This window comes from Agrobacterium sp. NPDC090273 (genome assembly GCF_044772305.1).
Taxonomy (GTDB): Bacteria; Pseudomonadota; Alphaproteobacteria; order Rhizobiales; family Rhizobiaceae; genus Agrobacterium.
Map to the genome: position 1 here is coordinate 47210 of NZ_JBIVYN010000006.1, position 18820 is coordinate 66029.

Sequence of the window (18820 nt, forward strand, 5' to 3'; positions counted from 1 at the left end):
GGTATTTTCGCTTTCGACAGTATCTGAATACGGCCGCTGTCCACCGGGCACGGTGAGGCTGAAGATGGCAAGGCGTGGCCTTGCCGGAGGAGAAGAACGTGAAGAAAAAACTTATGGGCGCAATCGCGATGCTGGCGATGCTTGCTGCTCCGGCGCTCGCCGAGGCTGCGACGCGCGGCTTCGCGACGGCCAATGTGAATATGCGCTCGGGTCCGAGCACGGCCTATCCGGCTGTTGTCGTCATTCCGGTCGGCGCACCGCTCGTGGTCAATGGCTGCCTTTCCGATGCCCCTTGGTGTGACGTTTCGTTCGCACGCGGTCGCGGCTGGGTTGCGGGTCGGTACATCGAGACGACCTACCGACAGAACCGGGTGTATGTTGAGCCGCGTTATTATCGCGACCTTGGCGTTCCGATCGTAACATTTGAAGTCGGACGTTACTGGGACCGTTATTATCGCGACCGGGACTTCTACCGCGAGCGCGACCGCTGGCGTCGTCCACCGCCCTCCGGCGGCTACTGGAATGCGCCGCCACCGCGCGGAGACTGGGATCGCCCACGTCCGCGTGATGAATGGCGCGATGGTCGCCGTGACGAGTGGCGTGATCCCCGTCAGGGTGGTGGCCCAAACGATGGTCGCTGGGAGCAACGCTACGGTGACTGGAACCAGGATCAGCGTCCACGTCGTGAAAATGACCGGCGTGACGATGACCAGCGCGACGAATGGCGTCGCAGCGAGCAACGTCGCGATGAACAGCGTAACGATGATCGTGGCCAGGCTGAACAACAGCAACGCAACCGCAGCACCATGGAGTGGGATCTCAACAGAGACAAACCACCAAGGCCGCGGCTTTGCCCCGACGGTCAAAACTGCAACTGATCGATAGACAAGGCCCGACGCTTATCCCGTCGGGCTTTTTTCATGAATTGCGACGGAGGTCGGTAGACAGCTTATTCTGCCGCAATCGCTTTTTTGGCACGTGTTTTGGATTTCGCAGCTGCTGTTGCAGCCACCTCTACCTTGGGAGCTGCTTTTTTGCGGGCAGCGGGTTTTGTCGCCTCGGACGTCTTCAGGAGCGCGTATTCGCTTTTGGCTTGCTCCCAATGTTCCGCGTCACGGCCATGCGGCTGACCTTCTTTTTCCCACAGGGTGTAGGCGCGTTTGCTGATCCATTCGTGTTCCGAAACCTGCATGCTCGTCTCCCGTTGCTGTTAACAGCGCCTTGACAAGGCGGCACTCGCTTGGTCCGGCATACGCTCGACTGGACTCAATGCCGGCATTTCCGAAATCCATTACATGCCATGATTTCCAACGCGTCAAGCAAACATGCTGCGTTGCGAAATAGGTTTTCGAGCGTTTTTTGACAGATGCGAGGAAAATGCGGGAACCCATGCCATGTCGGAAGATCAACGTTGCGTGATCGTTCCCGCGCCGCCAAGATGCAAACAACAAACTGGCAGGGAGGCACCGATGAATTCTGCAATACAGGCAGCGGAAAATATCCTCGTCGAAACAAGAGGCAAAGCTGGCCTTATCCGCCTCAATCGTCCCAGAGCGATTAACAGCCTGACGCTTCCCATGGTTCTCGATTTTTCTCAGGCCCTTTCAAGGTTTGAGCGGGCGCAGGAAACGGTCTGCGTCATTGTCGCAGGAGAGGGAGAGCGCGGACTTTGTGCGGGCGGTGATGTCCGAATTATCCATGATCTGGGAAAGGCCAACGATCCCGATCTGTTGCGATTCTGGCGCGAGGAGTTCCCGCTGAACTATCGCATTGCACACTTCTCGAAGCCTTACGTGGCGTTGATGGATGGTATTGTGATGGGGGGTGGGGTCGGAATTTCAGCACATGGCAGTCATCGGATCGTCACTGAACGAACACGGCTGGCGATGCCGGAAACAGGGATCGGCTATTTTCCCGATGTCGGAGCGACCTGGCTATTGCCGAAAGCGCCGGGCGAATGCGGTACCTGGCTCGGTTTGACGGGTAACACGGTGCTGGCTGCTGACGCGATCTACGCCGGGCTGGCAGATTGGTTCGTCCTTTCCAGTCAATTGCCGGATCTGGTTCAGGAATTGACCGGGGTTGCCCATCAGGACGATGTTGAGGACGTAATCCTGAAATATGCCGGAGACGCTGGCGAGAGTGTCCTTGAAGCCAATAGCGGCAAATTCGACGCGGCATTCCGTTACAATACTGTCGAGGAGATTATCGAGGCGCTGAGAAAGAACGACGACACCTTTTCGCACGAAACACTCGAGGCATTACAGAAGCGGTCACCGACGAGCCTCAAGCTGACATTGCGACTGTTGCGAATGGGGCGTGAGAGCTCCAGCCTGATGGAATGCCTTGAGCGTGAATTTTCGGCCGGTGCTGAGGTTTTGCGTCAGCATGATTTTTACGAGGGGGTTCGCGCGGCAATTGTGGATAAGGACCGCAATCCGCACTGGTCGCCAGCGACGCTTGCAGACGTAACGGAAGACCACATTCGCGCGTACCTGGACAAGCAGGATGTACGGCTTTTTCCTGACCACCGTCTTTGATGCTGCGCCGCAAAAGAAATTCCGTTTAAACTTTCAGAAGGAAATAACGTTTCGACAGGCTGGTGTTTCAGGATGGAATTTCTCGTTGTTTGCAACGGAAAGAACGACTGTTTCTCGCGGCGCTGTCCGTCACCCGGTATTTTGTCGACCATTCGACTTTCGGGGGTATTCATGAAACGTCTTCTTATCATCGGCACTGCTATCGCCGCGCTTATCTCGGGTGTTGCGCAGGCACAGTCGCCGACAACCATTCTCAACGCGTCCTACGACATTGCGCGCGAGATTTTTGCCGCTGAAAACGAGGCTTTCATCAAGCTGCATCCTGGTGTCACAATTGACCAGTCGCATGCAGGAACATCCAAGCAGGCGCGCGCCATCGTTGAGGGATTGGCAGCCGATGTTGTGACGTTCAATCAGGTCACCGACATTGATTTCCTGGTTAAGCAGGGTTTTGTCTCGGCTGACTGGCAGAAAGATTTTCCGAACGACGCGTCTCCTTTTTATTCCTTCCCCTCCTTCCTCGTCCGTGCCGGAAATCCAAAGAACATCAAGGATTGGGACGATCTCGTCCGCGATGACGTGAAGATTGTTTTCCCAAACCCCAAGACATCCGGCAATGCGCGTTACACCTATCTGGCCGCGACTGCGTTCGCGAAGGAGAAGTTCAACGGTGACGAGAAGAAGGTCGAGGAGTTCGTCAAGAAGATCTTCGACAACGTTCCAGTGTTCGACACTGGCGGTCGCGCAGCGACCACAACATTCGTGGAGCGTGAAATCGGTGACGTCCTGATTACTTTTGAAGCGGAAACCCGCGGCATCGCCAAGCAGTACGGCAAGGAAAAGGTCGAAGGCGTGGTACCCTCCGTCAGCCTTTTGGCTGAATTCCCGGTGGCTGTGGTTGACAAGGTGGTCGACAAGCGCGGCTCGCGCGAACTGGCCAAGAGCTATCTGGATTTCCTCTACACGGAGGAAGGTCAGCGGGTCGCAGCCGAGTTCGGTCACCGTGTTCATGATGAGAAGGTCGTCGGTGAATTCAAGGATCAGTTTCCGGCGATCCGTCTCGTCAATGTCAACGATGTGTTCGGTGGCTGGGAAAAGATCCAGAAAGAGCATTTTGCCTCTGGCGCCACGCTTGATACGCTGTACGGCAGCCGTTAATCGATAATTCAATGAACGGAACACTAGGCCCGACGGGAAACCGCCGGGTCGCTTTTTCATGAGTGGGGGGCAAGGGTTGAAGCGCAATGTTCTGCCGGGACTGAAACTGTCCCTTGGCATCACCCTGACTTATGTCGCGATCATCGTCTTTTTGCCTTTGGCCGCATTGGTGTTCAAGGCGGCAAGCCTCGGCCCCACCGAGTACTGGTCCATCATTTCATCGCCCCGTGCTGTCGCAAGCTATCGTGTCACTGTTCTTTGCGCGCTCGCCGCGACACTGTTCAACGTCATTTTCGGATTGGCACTTGCGTGGGTTCTGACCCGCTACCGCTTCCCCGGCTGGCGTATTGTCGATGCAATCGTCGACTTGCCCTTTGCCCTGCCAACTGCTGTAGCTGGTATCGCGTTGACCGCACTGTTCGCTACGAACGGTTGGTTCGGCTCCATACTTGCACATTTCGGCATCAAGGTCGCCTATACACCGCTTGGCATTATGGTCGCGATGGCCTTCACCAGCTTGCCTTTCATCGTTCGCACCGTACAGCCTGTGCTCGAGGATCTCGATCCCGCGCTTGAAGAAGCGGCCCAGTCACTTGGCGGTTCCGACTTCGAAATCTTCCGCAAGGTGATCTTGCCGCTGTTGACGCCAGCTTTGCTGGCGGGACTATCATTGTCGTTCGCACGCTCCCTTGGCGAATTCGGCGCAATCATTTTCATTGCAGGCAACCAGCCTATGTCGACGGAAATCACCGCATTGCTGATCTTCATCAGGTTGGAAGAGTATGATTATCAGGCTGCCGCAGCCGTGGCGTCCGTGTTGCTGATCACAGCATTCCTCATGTTGGCTGTGACCAACTTTCTACAGGCGCGGGCGTTGCGCTACACGGTAAGGGGCTGATCATGGGCGCACACTCGAGCCATCCCAGGCCGCCGCGTGTCGGCGATAGCGCGCTTGTTCGCCGCAGTCTGATCGGTTTTGTGCTGGTCGTTGGGGCATTACTCGTTGTCGCCCCGCTTATCATCATCGGTGTTGAAGCGTTTTCACAAGGTTGGAAAGCCTATTCCGCGACGATCGCCCATCCCGATACCCGCCACGCTATCATGTTGACGGTGGTAACGGCGCTCCTTGCTGTTCCGATCAACACGCTTTTTGGGGTTGCCGCGGCCTGGTCGATTACCAAGTTCGATTTTCCCGGTAAACGCTTCCTGCTTGTGGTCATCGAAATTCCCTTTTCGATTTCGCCGATCGTGGCCGGTGTCGCCTATCTTTTCGTCTACGGTCTTCAGGGACTGTTTGGTCCCTATCTTGATGCGCATGACGTCAAAATCCTGTTTGCATTGCCCGGCATCGTGATTGCCTCGATGTTCGTCACAGCACCATTTGTAGCGCGTGAACTAATCCCTTTGATGCAGGCACAGGGACGCGATCTTGAGGAGGCGGCAACGTCGCTTGGTGCATCAGGCTGGCGAACGTTCTTTTCGGTCACACTCCCCAATATCAAATGGGCCCTGCTTTATGGCGTGGTGCTTTGTAATGCCCGTGTGATGGGTGAATTCGGTGCTGTTTCTGTCGTCTCCGGCAATATTCGCGGCCAGACGAACACGTTGCCGCTGCATATTGAACTGCTTTACCACGACTACCAGACAGCTGGTGCTTTCGCTTCGGCTTCCATTCTAGCACTTCTTGCAGTCGTCACGATCATTGCCAAAGTGGCGTTGGAGCGACGCGGTGCTGGGCGCGGACGCAAGAAGACGAATGGCACAGCCACTGTTACGGAGACCTGATCCATGAAAATTCGCCTCGAAAACGTGGTGAAGACCTTCGATACATTTCGCGCCGTGCGTGACGTTTCGCTCGACATCGAAAGCGGTGAGCTCCTGGCGTTGCTTGGTCCTTCCGGGTCGGGTAAGACGACCATCTTGCGTATGGTCGCGGGCCTTGAATTTACTGATGGTGGGCGGATTTTCTTCGGGGATCAGGACGCAACCGATATCCCGGTGCGTGATCGCGGTGTTGGTTTCGTCTTTCAGCACTATGCGCTGTTTCCACACATGACATTGAACGAAAACATAGCCTTCGGCATGAAGGTGTCAAAGGTGAAGCGCGACAAGGCGGCAATCGCGGCCCGCGTTGAAGAGCTTTTACGTCTGGTGAAGCTTGATGGTCTAGGGGATCGGTTCCCCGCACAGATTTCCGGTGGCCAGCGGCAACGCGTTGCTTTGGCCCGTGCGCTTTCCGTCGATCCGAAGGTCCTGCTTCTGGATGAGCCTTTTGGTGCTCTCGATGCCAACGTGCGTCGGGATCTGCGGCGCTGGCTGCGAGAAATTCACGATGCGCTCGGTATCACGACGATTTTCGTTACCCATGACCAGGAAGAGGCGCTCGATCTCGCCGATCGCGTTGTCATTCTCAATCAAGGTGAAATAGTCCAGCAAGGTACGCCAAAAGACGTCTGCCGCCAGCCAAACAGTGCTTTTGTGATGAAGTTTCTGGGTGATGCCAACAAAGTCTCCGGCGAAGCTCGCAGTGGCAAGATTTACGTCGGTAAAAGCGAACTACCGTTTGCTTACGGTCAGGCGGATGGGGCGGTCGAGATTTATGCCCGTCCAGGTGATCTTGAATGGGACGATCTGCATGATGGCATTCCAGCGCGTGTCACCCGTGTTCTTGATAGAGCGGGCGAGCGCCGTGTGATTGCCAATACGGACAACGGGGATCAACTGGAATTCGATGTGCCGCCGGAAAGTAATGTGGAGGCAGGGGAACGCGGTTCGATCATCATCCGTCGTGCCAAGATTTTCCCGTCAAAGCAGGACTAGCTTTCCAGATCGAAGAACGTTTCCGCTACGGTTTGTCCGTTGACGATGAGATCAATCCTGTGACGTCCGGGATAGTGCTTACGGGTGGTAAAATCACGTATCGCACGTTTTATCGTGAGCGAGATACGCTCTTCCGACTGCACGTTCATCTCTTTCCACTTGAAAACCTTTGCAGACGTTTCACCGTTTTTCTTGACGTAGTGGACGGCGTAGTCGACCACCAGTTTTTGCTGGCATTTCGCCAAGGAAACGAATGACGCCGTAATATCTACGGTGTTTCCAAGAGTGATTGTTTGCGGCGATACCGCAAACTCTTGTACTGCCATCTCGGCTGCCTCATCCGCGCCGAGATAGGCAAGAGCGGTGACGTCGCCCTTTTTGATCAGTGTACGTAGCGCCTGCCGCGTGATCCAGTTGGTATGTTTGTGATCTCTCGGCCAATCTTGCAACAATTTGAATACGAAGCCAGGATTGTCCTTCGTGATATCGTTCAGGTGGTTGGCAACCGATTTTCTGACATAGAGCGCGCCATCACTTTTCAGATTGCTGAGGATAGCAGTGACCGGCGAAGGATCTTCCACAAGGGCTTTGAGCTGGAACGACCAGGGGAGCCGCGGACGACAACCCTCGCTCGCCAACCTGCGGACGTGTTCATTTTCATCACGAGACCAGGTTTCCATGAAAGCGAGTGTCCCCGACATGTCCTCCTTCAGAAAATGCCGGATCGCAAATTCAGATGAGCCAAAACGGGTGAAATAATGCAGCGCCTGCATCGATAGCTCGAAATGGGCGCGCCCGTAGAGCGCCACGTATTCCGACAATGAAATGGACGCAAAACCATGTCCGATGCGTGGCGCGAGGTCCGTAAGGATTTCAATGTTGCGTGCGTAGTCGCCGGGAAGCGTGGCGTGAAGGCTGATCGCGACCTGCCGCATGCGCTGCATGATCCCGAGGCTGTCGAGATCGTTGGTCGCTAGCGTCATGAATGCAGAGACATCGAAAGGGGCGTGAACAGCTTTCGTCTGGACTGCGATATGCTGGAGGCGCTCGCGATTGAATATTTCCTTCAGCGCTGGTGCTGCCGTTTCGGTTGTCTCGCTCATTATCGACTCATTGCGTTCCTTGTTTGTTCTTTTATTTGATTAGGCGATGTTAGGCAAGCTGAAGGTTTGAACGAAAAAAGACCCGGCAAAAGCTTGCCGGGTCTTGAATTACAGCGTGGCTGATCAGCTCATCTGGCTGACAAAGCGGGTTTCAAGATATGCCTGGACAGCTTCAGATCCGCCCTCGGTGCCGTAACCGGAATCTTTAATGCCACCAAATGGTACTTCCGGCAGAGCCAGGCCATTGTGGTTGATCGTGAGCATCCCTGCTTCGACTTGATGGCTCAGGGCATGTGCCGTTTTTACCGAGCCGGTGAAGGCATAGGAAGCAAGGCCGAAGGGCAGGCGATTGGCCTCGGAGACCGCATCGTCAAGCTTTGAGAAGCGGTTGATGATGGCAACCGGCCCGAAGGGCTCGTCGTTCATGATCTTGGCGGTCGTCGGTACGTTGGAGAGGACCGTTGGCTCAAAGAAATTACCCTTGTTGCCTATGCGGCGGCCACCCGTCCTCAACTCGCCACCGCACGAAACGGCATCGTTGATCAGCTCTTCGAGTGCCGGAATGCGACGCTCGTTGGCGAGCGGACCCATGACAACGCCGTCTTCAAGCCCGTTGCCAACCTTGATGGCCTTGGTTGCTTCTACGAAACCTTCGACAAAGCGGTCGGCAACACCCTCCTGCACGAGGAAGCGGGTGGGCGCGACACAGACTTGGCCGGCATTGCGGAACTTCGCCAGCGAAGTCACTTCGATGGCCTTTTCGATATCGGCATCATCGAAGATCATCACGGGTGCGTGGCCACCAAGTTCCATCGTGGCGCGTTTCATGTGCTTGCCGGCAAGTGCAGCAAGATGCTTGCCGATCGGAGTCGAGCCGGTAAACGAGATCTTGCGGATGACCGGGTGCGGGATGAGGTATTCGGAGATTTCGGACGGAACACCATAGACGAGCCCGATAACGCCGGCAGGTACACCTGCATCAACGAAGGCGCGGATCAGTTCTGCAGGAGAGGCGGGTGTCTCTTCCGGTGCCTTGACGATAATTGAACAGCCTGTTGCAAGCGCGGCAGATAGCTTGCGAACGATCTGGTTGATCGGGAAGTTCCATGGCGTAAAGGCCGCGACGGGGCCAACCGGGACCTTGATGGCGAGTTGCGATACACCGGTCGCACGTGCCGGAATGACCTGACCATAGGTACGGCGGGCTTCTTCAGCGAACCAGTCGATCGTGTCGGCCGCGCCGAGAATTTCTCCCGCGGATTGTGCCAATGGTTTCCCCTGCTCGCGGGTCATTACATAGGCAATCTTGTCCTTACGCTCACGCAGCAGATCGGCAGCCCTGCGCATGATTTTGGAACGCTCGAACGGAGAAGTGTCTCGCCAGATTTTAAAACCCTTGTCGGCTGCGGCGAGGGCGAGGTCGAGGTCTGCTTTTTCGGCATGCGCGATTGCACCAATGATCTCGTCGGTTGCGGGATCGGAAACAGCAATCGTCTTGCCGGAAACGGCGTCTTTCCATTCGCCATCAATAAGGAGTTTGATGTCGGGATAGCTGTGCATGATGTCCACTTTCGTTTTGGGAGGTGTAGACAGGGCCGGGGAGGAGGCCGGCTCTCGAATGATAGCGTCCTTGACGTAGGATAGATGGTGCCGACAATCAACGGTTTGACGAAAACTAATATCGGGCGCTGCGAGTGCCGCGGTGGTCGCAGAGTGTGTCGGAACGCATTCACCTGCCTTCGAGAAAAGATCCACCAAAAATTGAAAAATAATCAGTAATCCAACTAATTTGTAAGAGATTGTTTATGCTTCGAAATCATACGGGGAGCGCGGTGGTTGCATGCTTTTATGACTAATCGCTCCGGTTTGGAGCGGTATTCGACCGGCTTGGCCCGAAGACGATGTCCCGCGTCCCAATGATTGGGTCACAACGTGCTCTGTCCATTTGACACAGGCGAACTTCGGCACGGGAAGTGCGTCTGGCTGGTTTGGAATTGATAATGACACTTTTGGAAAAGACCGGAATCCGGACGAAGATAGTTGGGATCATTTTGTTGATGTGCGTCGCTGGTCTTGGCGCCGTTGCCCATATTTCCACGCAGTTCAATGCGTCTGACGAGGTCTATTTCGACTTCATCAGCAAGGATAACAGGGCGACAGTGGAACTGGCGCGTGCCAACCGCAATCTGGCCGGTCTAGCCTACACCGCCTATCAGATATCGACCTATGATCAGCAACACGAACGTTACCAGGTGATTTTCAAAGACTATGCGCCCACCAAAGCGTTTGTCCTGAACCAGATTTCTGCTGCGGCCGATCTCTTTCCTCAGTATGCAGCAAAGCTTGAGGATTTCCTGGCTCGCACGCGTGTCGTGGTTTCCCTGACGGATGAGGCAGTCGAACTTGCATCGCGTGGCGAAGCTGCGCAGGCCAAAATAACGCTGCAACGGGCCGACGCACTCATTATGCCCTTGAGTGACGATCTCGTCGGATTCCTGCTGGAGAGAATGGCTGACGTCGAGAAGCAGAGCAATCTGCTGACGACCAATAATGGCACGCTGATCGCGACAACGCTGATCATCGTCGGCGTCGCTTTTTTAGCTGTTATCGCTGCGGCGCTTTTCGTCACATCTCATGGAATAACAACACCGATCATGCGTCTTCGTGAACGTATGCTGTCGCTTGCCGCCGGTGATGCCGCGTCCGAAATCGACGGCATGGGCCGAAAGGATGAAGTCGGCGAAATGGCGAAGGCCGTTCAGGTGTTTCGCGAAAATGCCATCGAGCGGATGCGTCTTGAGCAGGAGACCGAGGCCAGCCGTAGCCTGTCGGAAAAAGAACGAATGGAACGCGAAAGGCAAAAGGCCGAGGACGCAGCAGCTGTGCAGTTTGCCGTCGACAGTCTCGCGTCCGGCCTCTCGAAGCTATCCAATGGCGACCTTGCCCACCGCATCACACAGCCGTTCACACAGAGCCTCGACGCGGTACGTGCCGATTTCAACCAGTCTGCCGAAAAGTTGCAAACGGCCATGGTGCAAGTGTCGAAAAACGCGCGGGGTATCGATGCCGGAGCCAACGAGATCAAGTCCGCGGCAGATGATCTTGCCAAGCGCACTGAGCAGCAAGCCGCCGCTGTGGAGGAAACTGCTGCGGCACTTGAGCAGATTACCACCACGGTGAGAGACGCTTCCCGGCGTGCGCAGGAAGCCGGTTCTCTGGTCGCGAAAACACGCCATGAAGCCGAGAATTCGGGCAACGTCGTTCGCCGCGCGGTTCTTGCCATGGAGAAGATCGAGAAGTCCTCGAGTGAGATTAGCAGTATCATTGGCGTCATCGATGATATCGCCTTCCAGACCAATTTGCTGGCGTTGAATGCGGGTGTCGAGGCAGCGCGTGCCGGCGAAGCGGGCAAAGGCTTTGCTGTCGTCGCACAGGAGGTGCGTGAACTGGCGCAGCGCTCTGCAAATGCGGCAAGGGAAATCAAGACGTTGATAACCACATCAAACGAGCAGGTTCAGCAAGGCGTGGGACTGGTCGGCGATACCGGCAAGGCTCTGGAAAAGATCGTTGCCGAGGTGCAGGAGATCAACCGGCATGTGGCAGCGATCGTTGAATCTGCACAAGAGCAGTCGTCCGGGCTCCAGCAGATCAATGCTGCCGTCAACCAAATGGATCAGGACACGCAGAAAAATGCGGCTATGGTCGAGGAGTCCACCGCCGCGAGCCATGGCCTTGTGCGAGAAGCTTCATCGTTAAACCACTTGCTCGGTCAATTCAGGCTGGGAACTGAAACGCAATCGCCTGTGATCCTTGCTCTTCCGAACGACCGGCCCGTCGTATCACCGGCGCGCGCACTTGGCCGCAAGATCTCAGCCGCTTTCTCCGGGAATGCCGCGCTCGACACAAGCAAGGATGAATGGCAAGAATTCTGACGTTCTTTTTAGGTGAAGCCATGAATTTGGTCCGGGCGCGCGTCGCGTCCGGACTTTTACGTGGTATCAGAAAAACGCCTGAATGCCGGTCTGTGCCCGGCCAAGGATCAAGGCGTGGACATCATGCGTACCCTCGTAGGTATTGACCGTCTCAAGGTTTTGGGCGTGACGCATGACGTGATACTCGATCTGGATTCCGTTGCCACCATGCATGTCTCGCGCCTGGCGGGCGATATCCAGCGCCTTGCCGCAATTGTTGCGTTTGACGATCGAAATCATTTCGGGCGCCATGCGATGATCGTCCATCAAACGGCCCACCCGCAAAGATGCCTGAAGGCCAAGCGCGATTTCGGTCTGCATGTCAGCTAGCTTCTTCTGATAAAGCTGCATGCCCGCCAGCGGCTTGCCAAACTGCTTGCGGTCAAGACCGTATTGCAGGGCACGGAACCAGCAATCTTCGGCGGCCCCCATCACGCCCCAGGAAATGCCATAGCGGGCGCGGTTGAGGCAGCCAAACGGTCCCTTCAGGCCCGAAACATTGGGCAGGAGCGCGTCTTCACCGACTTCGACGCCATCCATGACAATTTCACCGGTGATAGAAGCGCGTAACGAAAGCTTGCCGCCGATCTTTGGAGCAGAAAGACCCTTCATGCCTTTTTCGAGTACAAAGCCACGAATTTCGTTGTTATGGGCTTCCGATTTTGCCCAGACCACGAAAACATCGGCAATCGGCGCGTTGGAAATCCACATTTTCGATCCGCGCAGGCGGTAGCCGCCGGCAATTTTTTCAGCGCGTGTTTTCATGCCGCCGGGATCAGAGCCTGCATCGGGTTCGGTCAGACCGAAACATCCGATGAGTTCGCCGGAAACAAGGCCGGGCAGAAATTTCTTTTTCTGCTCGTCCGAACCGTAAGCAAAGATTGGATGAATGACGAGCGAGGATTGCACGCTCATCATGGAGCGATAGCCGCTGTCGATGCGCTCCACCTCTCGGGCAACAAGCCCGTAAGCCACGTAGCTGGCATCGGCCGCACCGTATTCTTCCGGTAATGTCACGCCAAGCAGACCGGTGCGACCCATCAGGCGGAACAGTTCCGGTTCTGATGTTTCTGAAAGATAAGCGTCCTGGACGCGCGGAAGCAGCTCGGATTTTCCGAAGGCGGCCGCGGTGTCGCGGATCATCCTCTCGTCGTCCGTCAGTTGGTCTTCCAGCAGGAATGGGTCCTGCCAATTGAATGCTGCACGTTCGCTCACTTTTATGCCTCCGCAAATTCTGGCCGGATTATTGGTGCTTCGTATGTCGTGTACAAGCCATGTTTACTCATTTTCGCATTACCTGTAGTAATGACTGATGACCCCGCTCAGCCGCAAGCTTTTGCCGTCAACCAGCGCGCTCGCCGCATTCGATTCTGTCGCAAGGCTTGGCAGTTTTTCCCTTGCTGCCGAAGAGCTCGCACTGACGCAAGGCGCGATAAGCCGACAGGTTATGTCGCTGGAAGAGCTGCTCGGCGTTCGTCTCTTCGAACGTGGTGCACGCGGTGTTCGATTGACGTCAGAGGGTCAGACTTATGCCAAATCCGTCGCCGCCGCGCTTGGTGAAATACGTTCTGCCTCTTTGCAGGTCATGACGAAAACGCATGGCAATACCCTCAATCTCGCGATGTTGCCGACCTTCGGCACGCGCTGGCTGCTGCCCCGCATTCCTGATTTCGTTGCCAGTCATCCTGAAATCACCATCAATTTTGCCACTCGCATCGGTCAGTTTGATTTCGATCGTGAGCAGATCGACATGGCCATCCACATAGGTCAGGCGGACTGGCCGGGAGCTGAAAGTACTTTTCTGATGCAGGAAATGGTGGCGCCTGTCTGCAGTCCCGAGTTTCTCAATTCTCATCCTGTTGCGACCGGGAGGGATGTCGCAAGTCTGCCCTTGTTGCATATGGCGTCGCGTCCGGGTGCCTGGGATCACTGGTTCCAGAGTCTGGGATTGGCAATATCCTTGCCGCAGGGCATGCGTTTCGAGCAATTTTCCAGTGTCGCTCAGGCCTGTATCGCAGGGCTCGGCGTCGCACTCATGCCTCTGTTTCTGATCGAAAACGAACTGAAGTCGCGGCAATTGGTGAAGGCCTTCGATCATCCTGCCAAAAGCCCAAGTTCCTATTACGCTGTAGCACCGTTATCTCGCGTCAATCACGGGCCTGTGGTGCTTTTTCGTGACTGGCTGGTGCGTCAGGCGGAAGCTTATCGCGTGTCCAGCGATCCCTCGCTTCACAAATAATCGCACTGTTTTCGGCATTTAGACTTTGTTCCCCGGTTTTTGCCCCGCACGGACTCGACAGTGCACCGCCGGTGGACTATCGTGATTAAACGTTTAATCATCGAAATTCCGGATCGTCATGGCTTCTCCACGGCCTGCCACCAACCTGAGCGCAATTGCTGCGACACTCGGCGTGTCGGTAGCAACCGTGTCCAATGCGTTGTCCGGCAAGGGGCGTGTGTCGGCTGAACTGGTCGACAAAATCCGCAAGACGGCCAGTGATCTCGGTTACATTCCGAGCCTTGCGGGCAGGGCTCTCAGGACCGGTCGCAGCGGTGTACTGGGTCTCGTCCTGCCAGATATCGCCAATCCACTCTTCCCGCAGATTGCGCAAGCGATTGAAAAGGCCGCCGTCGCCGCCGGCTACGGCGTGCTGATCGCCGACTCGCGGGGCGAAATTTCCATGCAGACAGATGCGATCAACCGGCTGATCGAGCGCGGTGTGGATGGCATGGTCATCGTTCCGCGCCGAGGAACCCGCATTGCTGGCGTCGACTGTCCGGTCGCAGTGATCGACAGTCCGTCGACGCCTGGCAATACGGTTGCGGCTGATCACTGGGATGGCGGCCAACAGCTCGGACGATATCTTGCCAGCCTCGGGCACCGCAAGATCGTACTGATCGGCAAGAACCGGGATTCCAACGTTCAGAACGACAGGCTTGGCGGCATTCGCGATGGCTTCGGAAGAGCCGGCGACATCGAGACGCTCTGGATTGACAGGATCGAAGCAAAGGATGGCGCGGGGTGTCGTCTCGGACTTGCTGCCAAGGTGCAGGATGGTTTTACAGCCTTTGCCGCCGTTTCCGATCTGCATGCACTGCGTGCCCTGACCGAATTGCAGCGCGAAGGCGTCGAGGTACCGGAGCAGGCAAGTGTTACCGGTTTTGACGATCTTATCTTTTCCGCGGTGGTGACACCGCCACTCACCACGATGCGCATGAATATGGTCCGTATTGCTGATCTCGCCATAGATGCATTGCTGCGCGTCATCGACGGTGAAGAGGGGGATACCGTTTCGGTCGCTGCCGATATTTCCAAAGTGCCGATGGAGCTGATGGTACGCGGCTCGACCGGCAAAACATCGCATAACGTCACTGAAGCCAAAAAAACGACAGCAGGAGAACTCACACCATGAAGAAGATCATTCTCGCATCGGGCACTGCCCTTATGCTGACGATGGGCGCTGCACAGGCGCAGGAAAAGACCCTGACGATCTCGGTCTACGCATTCGCGCAGGACGAGTTCAAGGAGCTGGTTTATACGCCGTTTGAAGCGAAGTGCGGCTGCAAGCTCGTGGTCGAAACCGGTAACAGTGTCGAGCGTCTCGCCAAAATGGAGGCCAACAAGGCGAACCCGGTTGTCGATCTTGCTATCGTCTCCATGGCAGATGCGCTTTCTGCGGCACGCAAGGACCTGATCCAGAAGATCGACGCCACGAAGGTGCCGAGCATCGCGAACCTCTACGACATCGCCAAGGACCCGAACGGTGATGGTATGAGCGTCGGCGTGAACTTCTATGCGACCTCGATCGTCTACCGTACGGACAAGATGAAGATCGAATCCTGGGGTGATCTCTTGAAGGAAGGCGTCGTCGATCACGTTGCATTCCCGAATGTTACCACCAACCAGGGACCGCCGGCGCTTTATATGCTTGGCAAGGCGATCGGCAAGGATACGCCCGATCTCTCCGGTGCAATCGAAGCTGTTGGCGAAAAGAAGGACGATATCGTTACGTTCTACGTCAAGTCCTCGCAGCTCGTGCAGCTTATGCAGCAGGAGGAGATCTGGGCAGCGCCGATCGGTCGCTTCTCCTGGGCGCCCTTTACCAAGCTTGATTTGCCGCTTGCCTGGGCTACGCCCAAGGAAGGCCAGACAGGTGGGATGAACGTGCTCGTCGTGCCTAAGGGTACAAAGAACGAAGACCTCGCGCTGCAATTCATGGATTTCTGGCTTTCCACCGATGTTCAGAAGGCTCTTGCCGAAAAGCTCGTCGACAGCCCGACCAACAAGGAAGTCAAGGTTTCTGACGAGATAGCGAACAACATTACCTATGGTGACGAGACGGCAAAGAGCCTGCAGCTCATCCCGTCGGACGTAACGCTCGACAACCGCGACAAGTGGCTGTCGGAGTGGAACGCCAAGGTCGGTCAGTAAGCCGGTTCTCGTGTTACGGAACGGGCAGGTCTTCGCGTTTGCGACGGCCCCCGTTCCGGGAAAAGCGGTTTGGTCGTCCCCTGGCCGCTTTTCCACCGTTTCAAAACGGAAGCTGACAATTCAGCTTCAACGACATCGGTCCGCGACACTGCGGCCGTTCAGGGAATAAGTGAATGTTTCAGAATCGGGCCGAAGCGCTGGCGCTTGCATTGCCCGCTGCTGTTTTCGCGGCGGCGGTCTTTCTTGTGCCGGTGTTCATGCTGTTGTCGGAAGGGTTCCGTACCGCTGACGGGTGGACGCTGTCCGCCTATGCCGATTTCTTTTCCGAGCCGCTCAATCAGACCGTTTTCCTGCGCACGCTGAAACTCGGGGCAATTGTCACTGTGGTATCGGCGGTCATCGGTTATGCGGCAGCTTTTGCCATCGTCAACCTTTCGGCCGGCTCAAAGGGACATGTCGTCAACCTCGTCGTTTTGCCTCTGATGATCTCGCCAGTCGCGCGTACCTATGCCTGGATCGTTATCCTGGGCCGCACCGGTATCGTCAATCAGGCGCTTCAGGCCGTGGGTTTGAGCGATGGACCGATACGCATTCTTTTTTCTGAAACGGCGGTTTTTATCGGCCTTCTCCAGCTTTTCCTGCCGCTGATGATTATTTCGCTGATCAGTGCGCTTGAGAACATGCCGAAGGATACGATCGCGGCGGCCCGCGTGCTCGGCGCAAACTGGTTTCAGGTTTTCTGGAAAGTCATCTTGCCGCTGACGCGGGAAGGGCTTGTGGTCGGTGGTACGTTGGTGTTCACCGGCTCGCTGACGGCTTATATCACCCCCGCAATTCTGGGTGGCTCCAAGGTCCTGATGCTGGAGACGTTGCTTTATCAGCAGGTCACGGTCTCGAACAATTTTGTTGCCGCCAGCGTCATCGCCTTCATCCTGATCGTCATGAGCTTTGCCGCCAACATCCTTCTGAAGCGCATTGCTACCGCAAGGAACAAGAAATGACCCGGCAGCTTTTCATTCCCCTGACACTTCTCGTGGTGGTCGGCTTTTTGATTGGGCCGTTTCTCATTATCGTGGCGGCATCGTTCTCGGCGGGCGATACACTTGCCTTTCCACCGCAGGGTTTTTCGCTGAAGTGGATCGCGAAGGTTTTCACGGTCGAGAGCTTCCGTGAAAGTTTTGCCATGTCGATGTTCCTTGCTATCGGAGGTACATTCACGGCGCTTCTTCTCGGGATTCCCGCGTCCTACGCGATGTCGCGTTACAAACTTCCACTTTCCGAAACGGTACGCACCATCGTCTCCGCGCCAATCATCGTACCGGGTATCATCGTTGGTCTGGCGCTCCTGCGTTATTTCGTCGTGCCATTCGGCATCGGCATCACGCTGGCTCTGTTCCTTGCGCACACTGCGCTGATCCTGCCCTATGCGGTGCGTGTGGTTTCCGCCAGTCTGAACAACCTGCGTTCTGATATCGAGGAAGCAGCGGTTTTGCTCGGTTCTTCTCGTCTAGGCGCATTTTTCCGGGTCGTATTGCCAAATATTCGCGGCGGTATCCTCTCAGCCTTCATTCTCGGTTTCGTGACGAGTTTCAATCAGGTGCCGGTGTCGCTGTTCCTTTCCGGTCCCGGCGTTCGCACGCTGCCCATCGATATGCTGGGCTATATGGAAATCGTCTTTGATCCATCCGTCGCAGCACTCTCCTCGCTGCTTGCCTTCCTTTCCATCGGCATCGTTTTCCTGGCCGAACGTTTTCTGGGGTTCTCCCGTTATGTCTGACGCAAATTACCTTTCGCTCCAAAAAATGTCGCTTGCATACGGTAACAACATTGCCGTCAAGGATCTCGACCTCGATATACGCAAGGGTGAACTTCTGGCGCTACTTGGTCCCTCCGGCTGCGGCAAGACCACGACGATGCGTGCCATCGCCGGGCTTATGCCGGTGGCGGGTGGGCGCATCGATCTTGATGGTGTCGATATCACCCGCGTTGCTGCCAACAAGCGCGCTGTCGGGCTGGTTTTCCAGTCCTACGCACTTTTCCCGCATCTGACGGTCTACGAAAATGTTGCTTTCGGGCTGAAGCTAAAGGGCATGAACGGCAAGGCACTGGATGACAAGGTCTTGTCGGGCATCAAGTCTGTTGGCCTTTCGAATTTCGTGTCACGCAAGCCAGCCGAACTTTCTGGCGGTCAGCAGCAGCGCGTGGCTCTGGCGCGTTCCATGGTGATGGAACCGAAGGTGCTTTTGCTTGATGAACCGCTCTCCAACCTCGATGCACGGTTGCGTCTCGAGATGCGCACGGAGTTGCAGCGCGTTCAAAAGGAAACCGGCGTGACGATGATTTTTGTCACCCATGATCAAATTGAAGCTTTGGCGCTGGCTGACCGCATTGTTGTCATGAAAGGCGGCAAGATAGAGCAGATCGGCACGCCGGAGGAGATCTACAACGCACCGGTCTCTTCCTTCGTTGCAGATTTCGTCGGCTTCGAGAATATTTTCGCGCTGGAAAACGGCGCACTGAAAACCGCAAACGGTACAACACCGCTTCCCGGACCAGTCCTTTCAGCATCCGGACTGGCCTGGCGGCCGCGCATGGTCACCCTCGGCTCAGGTCCTTTCGAGGGAACCGTGCGCGGCACATCCTTTGCTGGAAACACGCGTGAATATCTGCTTGATACGTCGCTTGGCCCGATCAAGGCAGAAACGGATGCGGCCCTCTCTACGCACGCCATTGGTGATCGCCTTGCCTTCGATCTGCCGGTGGATAAGGCCGCGACCCTCAAGGTGTTCAACTGAC

17 protein-coding genes are annotated in these 18820 nt (G+C 56.0%); 13 read left to right on the forward strand and 4 right to left on the reverse strand.

Annotated features, from left to right (window positions below):
* Positions 1-98: 98 nt before the first annotated feature.
* On the forward strand, positions 99-878 hold the full coding sequence (locus ACIQT8_RS16715; protein WP_400967316.1) for an SH3 domain-containing protein: 780 nt from the start codon (positions 99-101) through the stop codon (positions 876-878).
* Between the two features lie 71 nt (positions 879-949).
* Here ACIQT8_RS16715 and ACIQT8_RS16720 read toward each other — a convergent pair whose 3' ends face one another.
* Complete coding sequence (locus ACIQT8_RS16720; protein WP_138793482.1) at positions 950-1192, reverse strand: DUF2934 domain-containing protein; 243 nt, start codon at positions 1190-1192, stop codon at positions 950-952.
* Between the two features lie 277 nt (positions 1193-1469).
* Between ACIQT8_RS16720 and ACIQT8_RS16725 the strand changes: the two genes are divergently transcribed.
* The 5 genes from ACIQT8_RS16725 to ACIQT8_RS16745 all read left to right on the forward strand — a co-directional run bounded on the left by ACIQT8_RS16725 (position 1470) and on the right by ACIQT8_RS16745 (position 6518).
* Complete coding sequence (locus tag ACIQT8_RS16725) at positions 1470-2540, forward strand: enoyl-CoA hydratase/isomerase family protein (protein ID WP_400967320.1); 1071 nt, start codon at positions 1470-1472, stop codon at positions 2538-2540.
* A 171-nt stretch (positions 2541-2711) separates the two neighbouring features.
* Entirely contained in the window at positions 2712-3698 is a 987-nt protein-coding gene (gene cysP / locus ACIQT8_RS16730; RefSeq protein ID WP_262528204.1) for a thiosulfate ABC transporter substrate-binding protein CysP, read from the forward strand.
* 58 nt (positions 3699-3756) lie between these two features.
* The gene (gene cysT, locus ACIQT8_RS16735; RefSeq protein ID WP_400967323.1) at positions 3757-4596 is read left to right on the forward strand and encodes a sulfate ABC transporter permease subunit CysT; all 840 of its coding nucleotides are present in this window, start codon (positions 3757-3759) and stop codon (positions 4594-4596) included.
* Positions 4597-4598: 2 nt separating this feature from the next.
* Positions 4599-5483, forward strand: coding sequence for a sulfate ABC transporter permease subunit CysW (cysW, locus tag ACIQT8_RS16740; protein ID WP_400967326.1), 885 nt, complete (start codon positions 4599-4601; stop codon positions 5481-5483).
* 3 nt (positions 5484-5486) lie between these two features.
* Complete coding sequence (locus ACIQT8_RS16745) at positions 5487-6518, forward strand: sulfate/molybdate ABC transporter ATP-binding protein (protein WP_400967329.1); 1032 nt, start codon at positions 5487-5489, stop codon at positions 6516-6518.
* Here ACIQT8_RS16745 and ACIQT8_RS16750 read toward each other — a convergent pair.
* The gene (locus ACIQT8_RS16750) at positions 6515-7621 is read right to left on the reverse strand and encodes a DNA alkylation repair protein (protein WP_400967332.1); all 1107 of its coding nucleotides are present in this window, start codon (positions 7619-7621) and stop codon (positions 6515-6517) included. The genes ACIQT8_RS16745 and ACIQT8_RS16750 overlap by 4 nt on opposite strands.
* Positions 7622-7744: 123 nt before the next feature.
* Positions 7745-9181 (reverse strand): NAD-dependent succinate-semialdehyde dehydrogenase, encoded by a 1437-nt coding sequence (locus ACIQT8_RS16755; RefSeq protein WP_400967335.1) that lies wholly within the window; start codon positions 9179-9181, stop codon positions 7745-7747.
* 440 nt (positions 9182-9621) lie between these two features.
* On the opposite strand from ACIQT8_RS16755, the gene ACIQT8_RS16760 reads away from it, so the two are divergent.
* Positions 9622-11553 carry a methyl-accepting chemotaxis protein gene (locus ACIQT8_RS16760; protein WP_400967338.1) on the forward strand — a complete coding sequence of 644 codons (1932 nt, stop codon included), beginning with the start codon at positions 9622-9624 and terminating at the stop codon, positions 11551-11553.
* Between the two features lie 66 nt (positions 11554-11619).
* Here the strand turns inward: ACIQT8_RS16760 and ACIQT8_RS16765 are convergent, their stop codons facing one another.
* Positions 11620-12807 carry an acyl-CoA dehydrogenase gene (locus ACIQT8_RS16765; protein WP_400967341.1) on the reverse strand — a complete coding sequence of 396 codons (1188 nt, stop codon included), beginning with the start codon at positions 12805-12807 and terminating at the stop codon, positions 11620-11622.
* Between the two features lie 97 nt (positions 12808-12904).
* On the opposite strand from ACIQT8_RS16765, the gene ACIQT8_RS16770 reads away from it, so the two are divergent.
* The 6 genes from ACIQT8_RS16770 (at position 12905) to ACIQT8_RS16795 (ending at position 18819) form a co-directional block, all read left to right on the forward strand.
* Positions 12905-13831 (forward strand): LysR family transcriptional regulator, encoded by a 927-nt coding sequence (locus ACIQT8_RS16770; RefSeq protein ID WP_400967344.1) that lies wholly within the window; start codon positions 12905-12907, stop codon positions 13829-13831.
* 118 nt (positions 13832-13949) lie between these two features.
* A complete protein-coding gene (locus tag ACIQT8_RS16775; RefSeq protein WP_400967347.1) occupies positions 13950-15005 on the forward strand; it encodes a LacI family DNA-binding transcriptional regulator in 1056 nt (351 codons plus the stop codon).
* Positions 15002-16024 carry an ABC transporter substrate-binding protein gene (locus tag ACIQT8_RS16780; protein WP_400967349.1) on the forward strand — a complete coding sequence of 341 codons (1023 nt, stop codon included), beginning with the start codon at positions 15002-15004 and terminating at the stop codon, positions 16022-16024. The genes ACIQT8_RS16775 and ACIQT8_RS16780 overlap by 4 nt, the downstream gene beginning before the upstream one ends.
* A gap of 173 nt (positions 16025-16197) precedes the next feature.
* The gene (locus ACIQT8_RS16785; protein WP_138793469.1) at positions 16198-17025 is read left to right on the forward strand and encodes an ABC transporter permease; all 828 of its coding nucleotides are present in this window, start codon (positions 16198-16200) and stop codon (positions 17023-17025) included.
* Positions 17022-17801, forward strand: coding sequence for an ABC transporter permease (locus ACIQT8_RS16790; protein ID WP_400967354.1), 780 nt, complete (start codon positions 17022-17024; stop codon positions 17799-17801). The genes ACIQT8_RS16785 and ACIQT8_RS16790 overlap by 4 nt, the downstream gene beginning before the upstream one ends.
* On the forward strand, positions 17794-18819 hold the full coding sequence (locus tag ACIQT8_RS16795; protein ID WP_400967357.1) for an ABC transporter ATP-binding protein: 1026 nt from the start codon (positions 17794-17796) through the stop codon (positions 18817-18819). Before ACIQT8_RS16790 ends, ACIQT8_RS16795 begins: the two co-directional genes overlap by 8 nt.
* The last annotated feature ends 1 nt before the right edge of the window (position 18820 follow it).

Excerpts from the sequence above, each read along its gene's own strand:
- ACIQT8_RS16720 (WP_138793482.1), bottom strand. The coding sequence starts at position 1,192 with ATGCAGGTTTCGGAACACGAATGGATCAGCAAACGCGCCTACACCCTG.
- ACIQT8_RS16725 (WP_400967320.1), top strand. The coding sequence starts at position 1,470 with ATGAATTCTGCAATACAGGCAGCGGAAAATATCCTCGTCGAAACAAGA.
- cysP (WP_262528204.1), top strand. The coding sequence starts at position 2,712 with ATGAAACGTCTTCTTATCATCGGCACTGCTATCGCCGCGCTTATCTCG.
- cysT (WP_400967323.1), top strand. The coding sequence starts at position 3,757 with ATGAGTGGGGGGCAAGGGTTGAAGCGCAATGTTCTGCCGGGACTGAAA.
- cysW (WP_400967326.1), top strand. The coding sequence starts at position 4,599 with ATGGGCGCACACTCGAGCCATCCCAGGCCGCCGCGTGTCGGCGATAGC.
- ACIQT8_RS16745 (WP_400967329.1), top strand. The coding sequence starts at position 5,487 with ATGAAAATTCGCCTCGAAAACGTGGTGAAGACCTTCGATACATTTCGC.
- ACIQT8_RS16750 (WP_400967332.1), bottom strand. The coding sequence starts at position 7,621 with ATGAGCGAGACAACCGAAACGGCAGCACCAGCGCTGAAGGAAATATTC.
- ACIQT8_RS16755 (WP_400967335.1), bottom strand. The coding sequence starts at position 9,181 with ATGCACAGCTATCCCGACATCAAACTCCTTATTGATGGCGAATGGAAA.
- ACIQT8_RS16760 (WP_400967338.1), top strand. The coding sequence starts at position 9,622 with ATGACACTTTTGGAAAAGACCGGAATCCGGACGAAGATAGTTGGGATC.
- ACIQT8_RS16770 (WP_400967344.1), top strand. The coding sequence starts at position 12,905 with ATGACCCCGCTCAGCCGCAAGCTTTTGCCGTCAACCAGCGCGCTCGCC.
- ACIQT8_RS16775 (WP_400967347.1), top strand. The coding sequence starts at position 13,950 with ATGGCTTCTCCACGGCCTGCCACCAACCTGAGCGCAATTGCTGCGACA.
- ACIQT8_RS16780 (WP_400967349.1), top strand. The coding sequence starts at position 15,002 with ATGAAGAAGATCATTCTCGCATCGGGCACTGCCCTTATGCTGACGATG.
- ACIQT8_RS16785 (WP_138793469.1), top strand. The coding sequence starts at position 16,198 with ATGTTTCAGAATCGGGCCGAAGCGCTGGCGCTTGCATTGCCCGCTGCT.
- ACIQT8_RS16790 (WP_400967354.1), top strand. The coding sequence starts at position 17,022 with ATGACCCGGCAGCTTTTCATTCCCCTGACACTTCTCGTGGTGGTCGGC.
- ACIQT8_RS16795 (WP_400967357.1), top strand. The coding sequence starts at position 17,794 with ATGTCTGACGCAAATTACCTTTCGCTCCAAAAAATGTCGCTTGCATAC.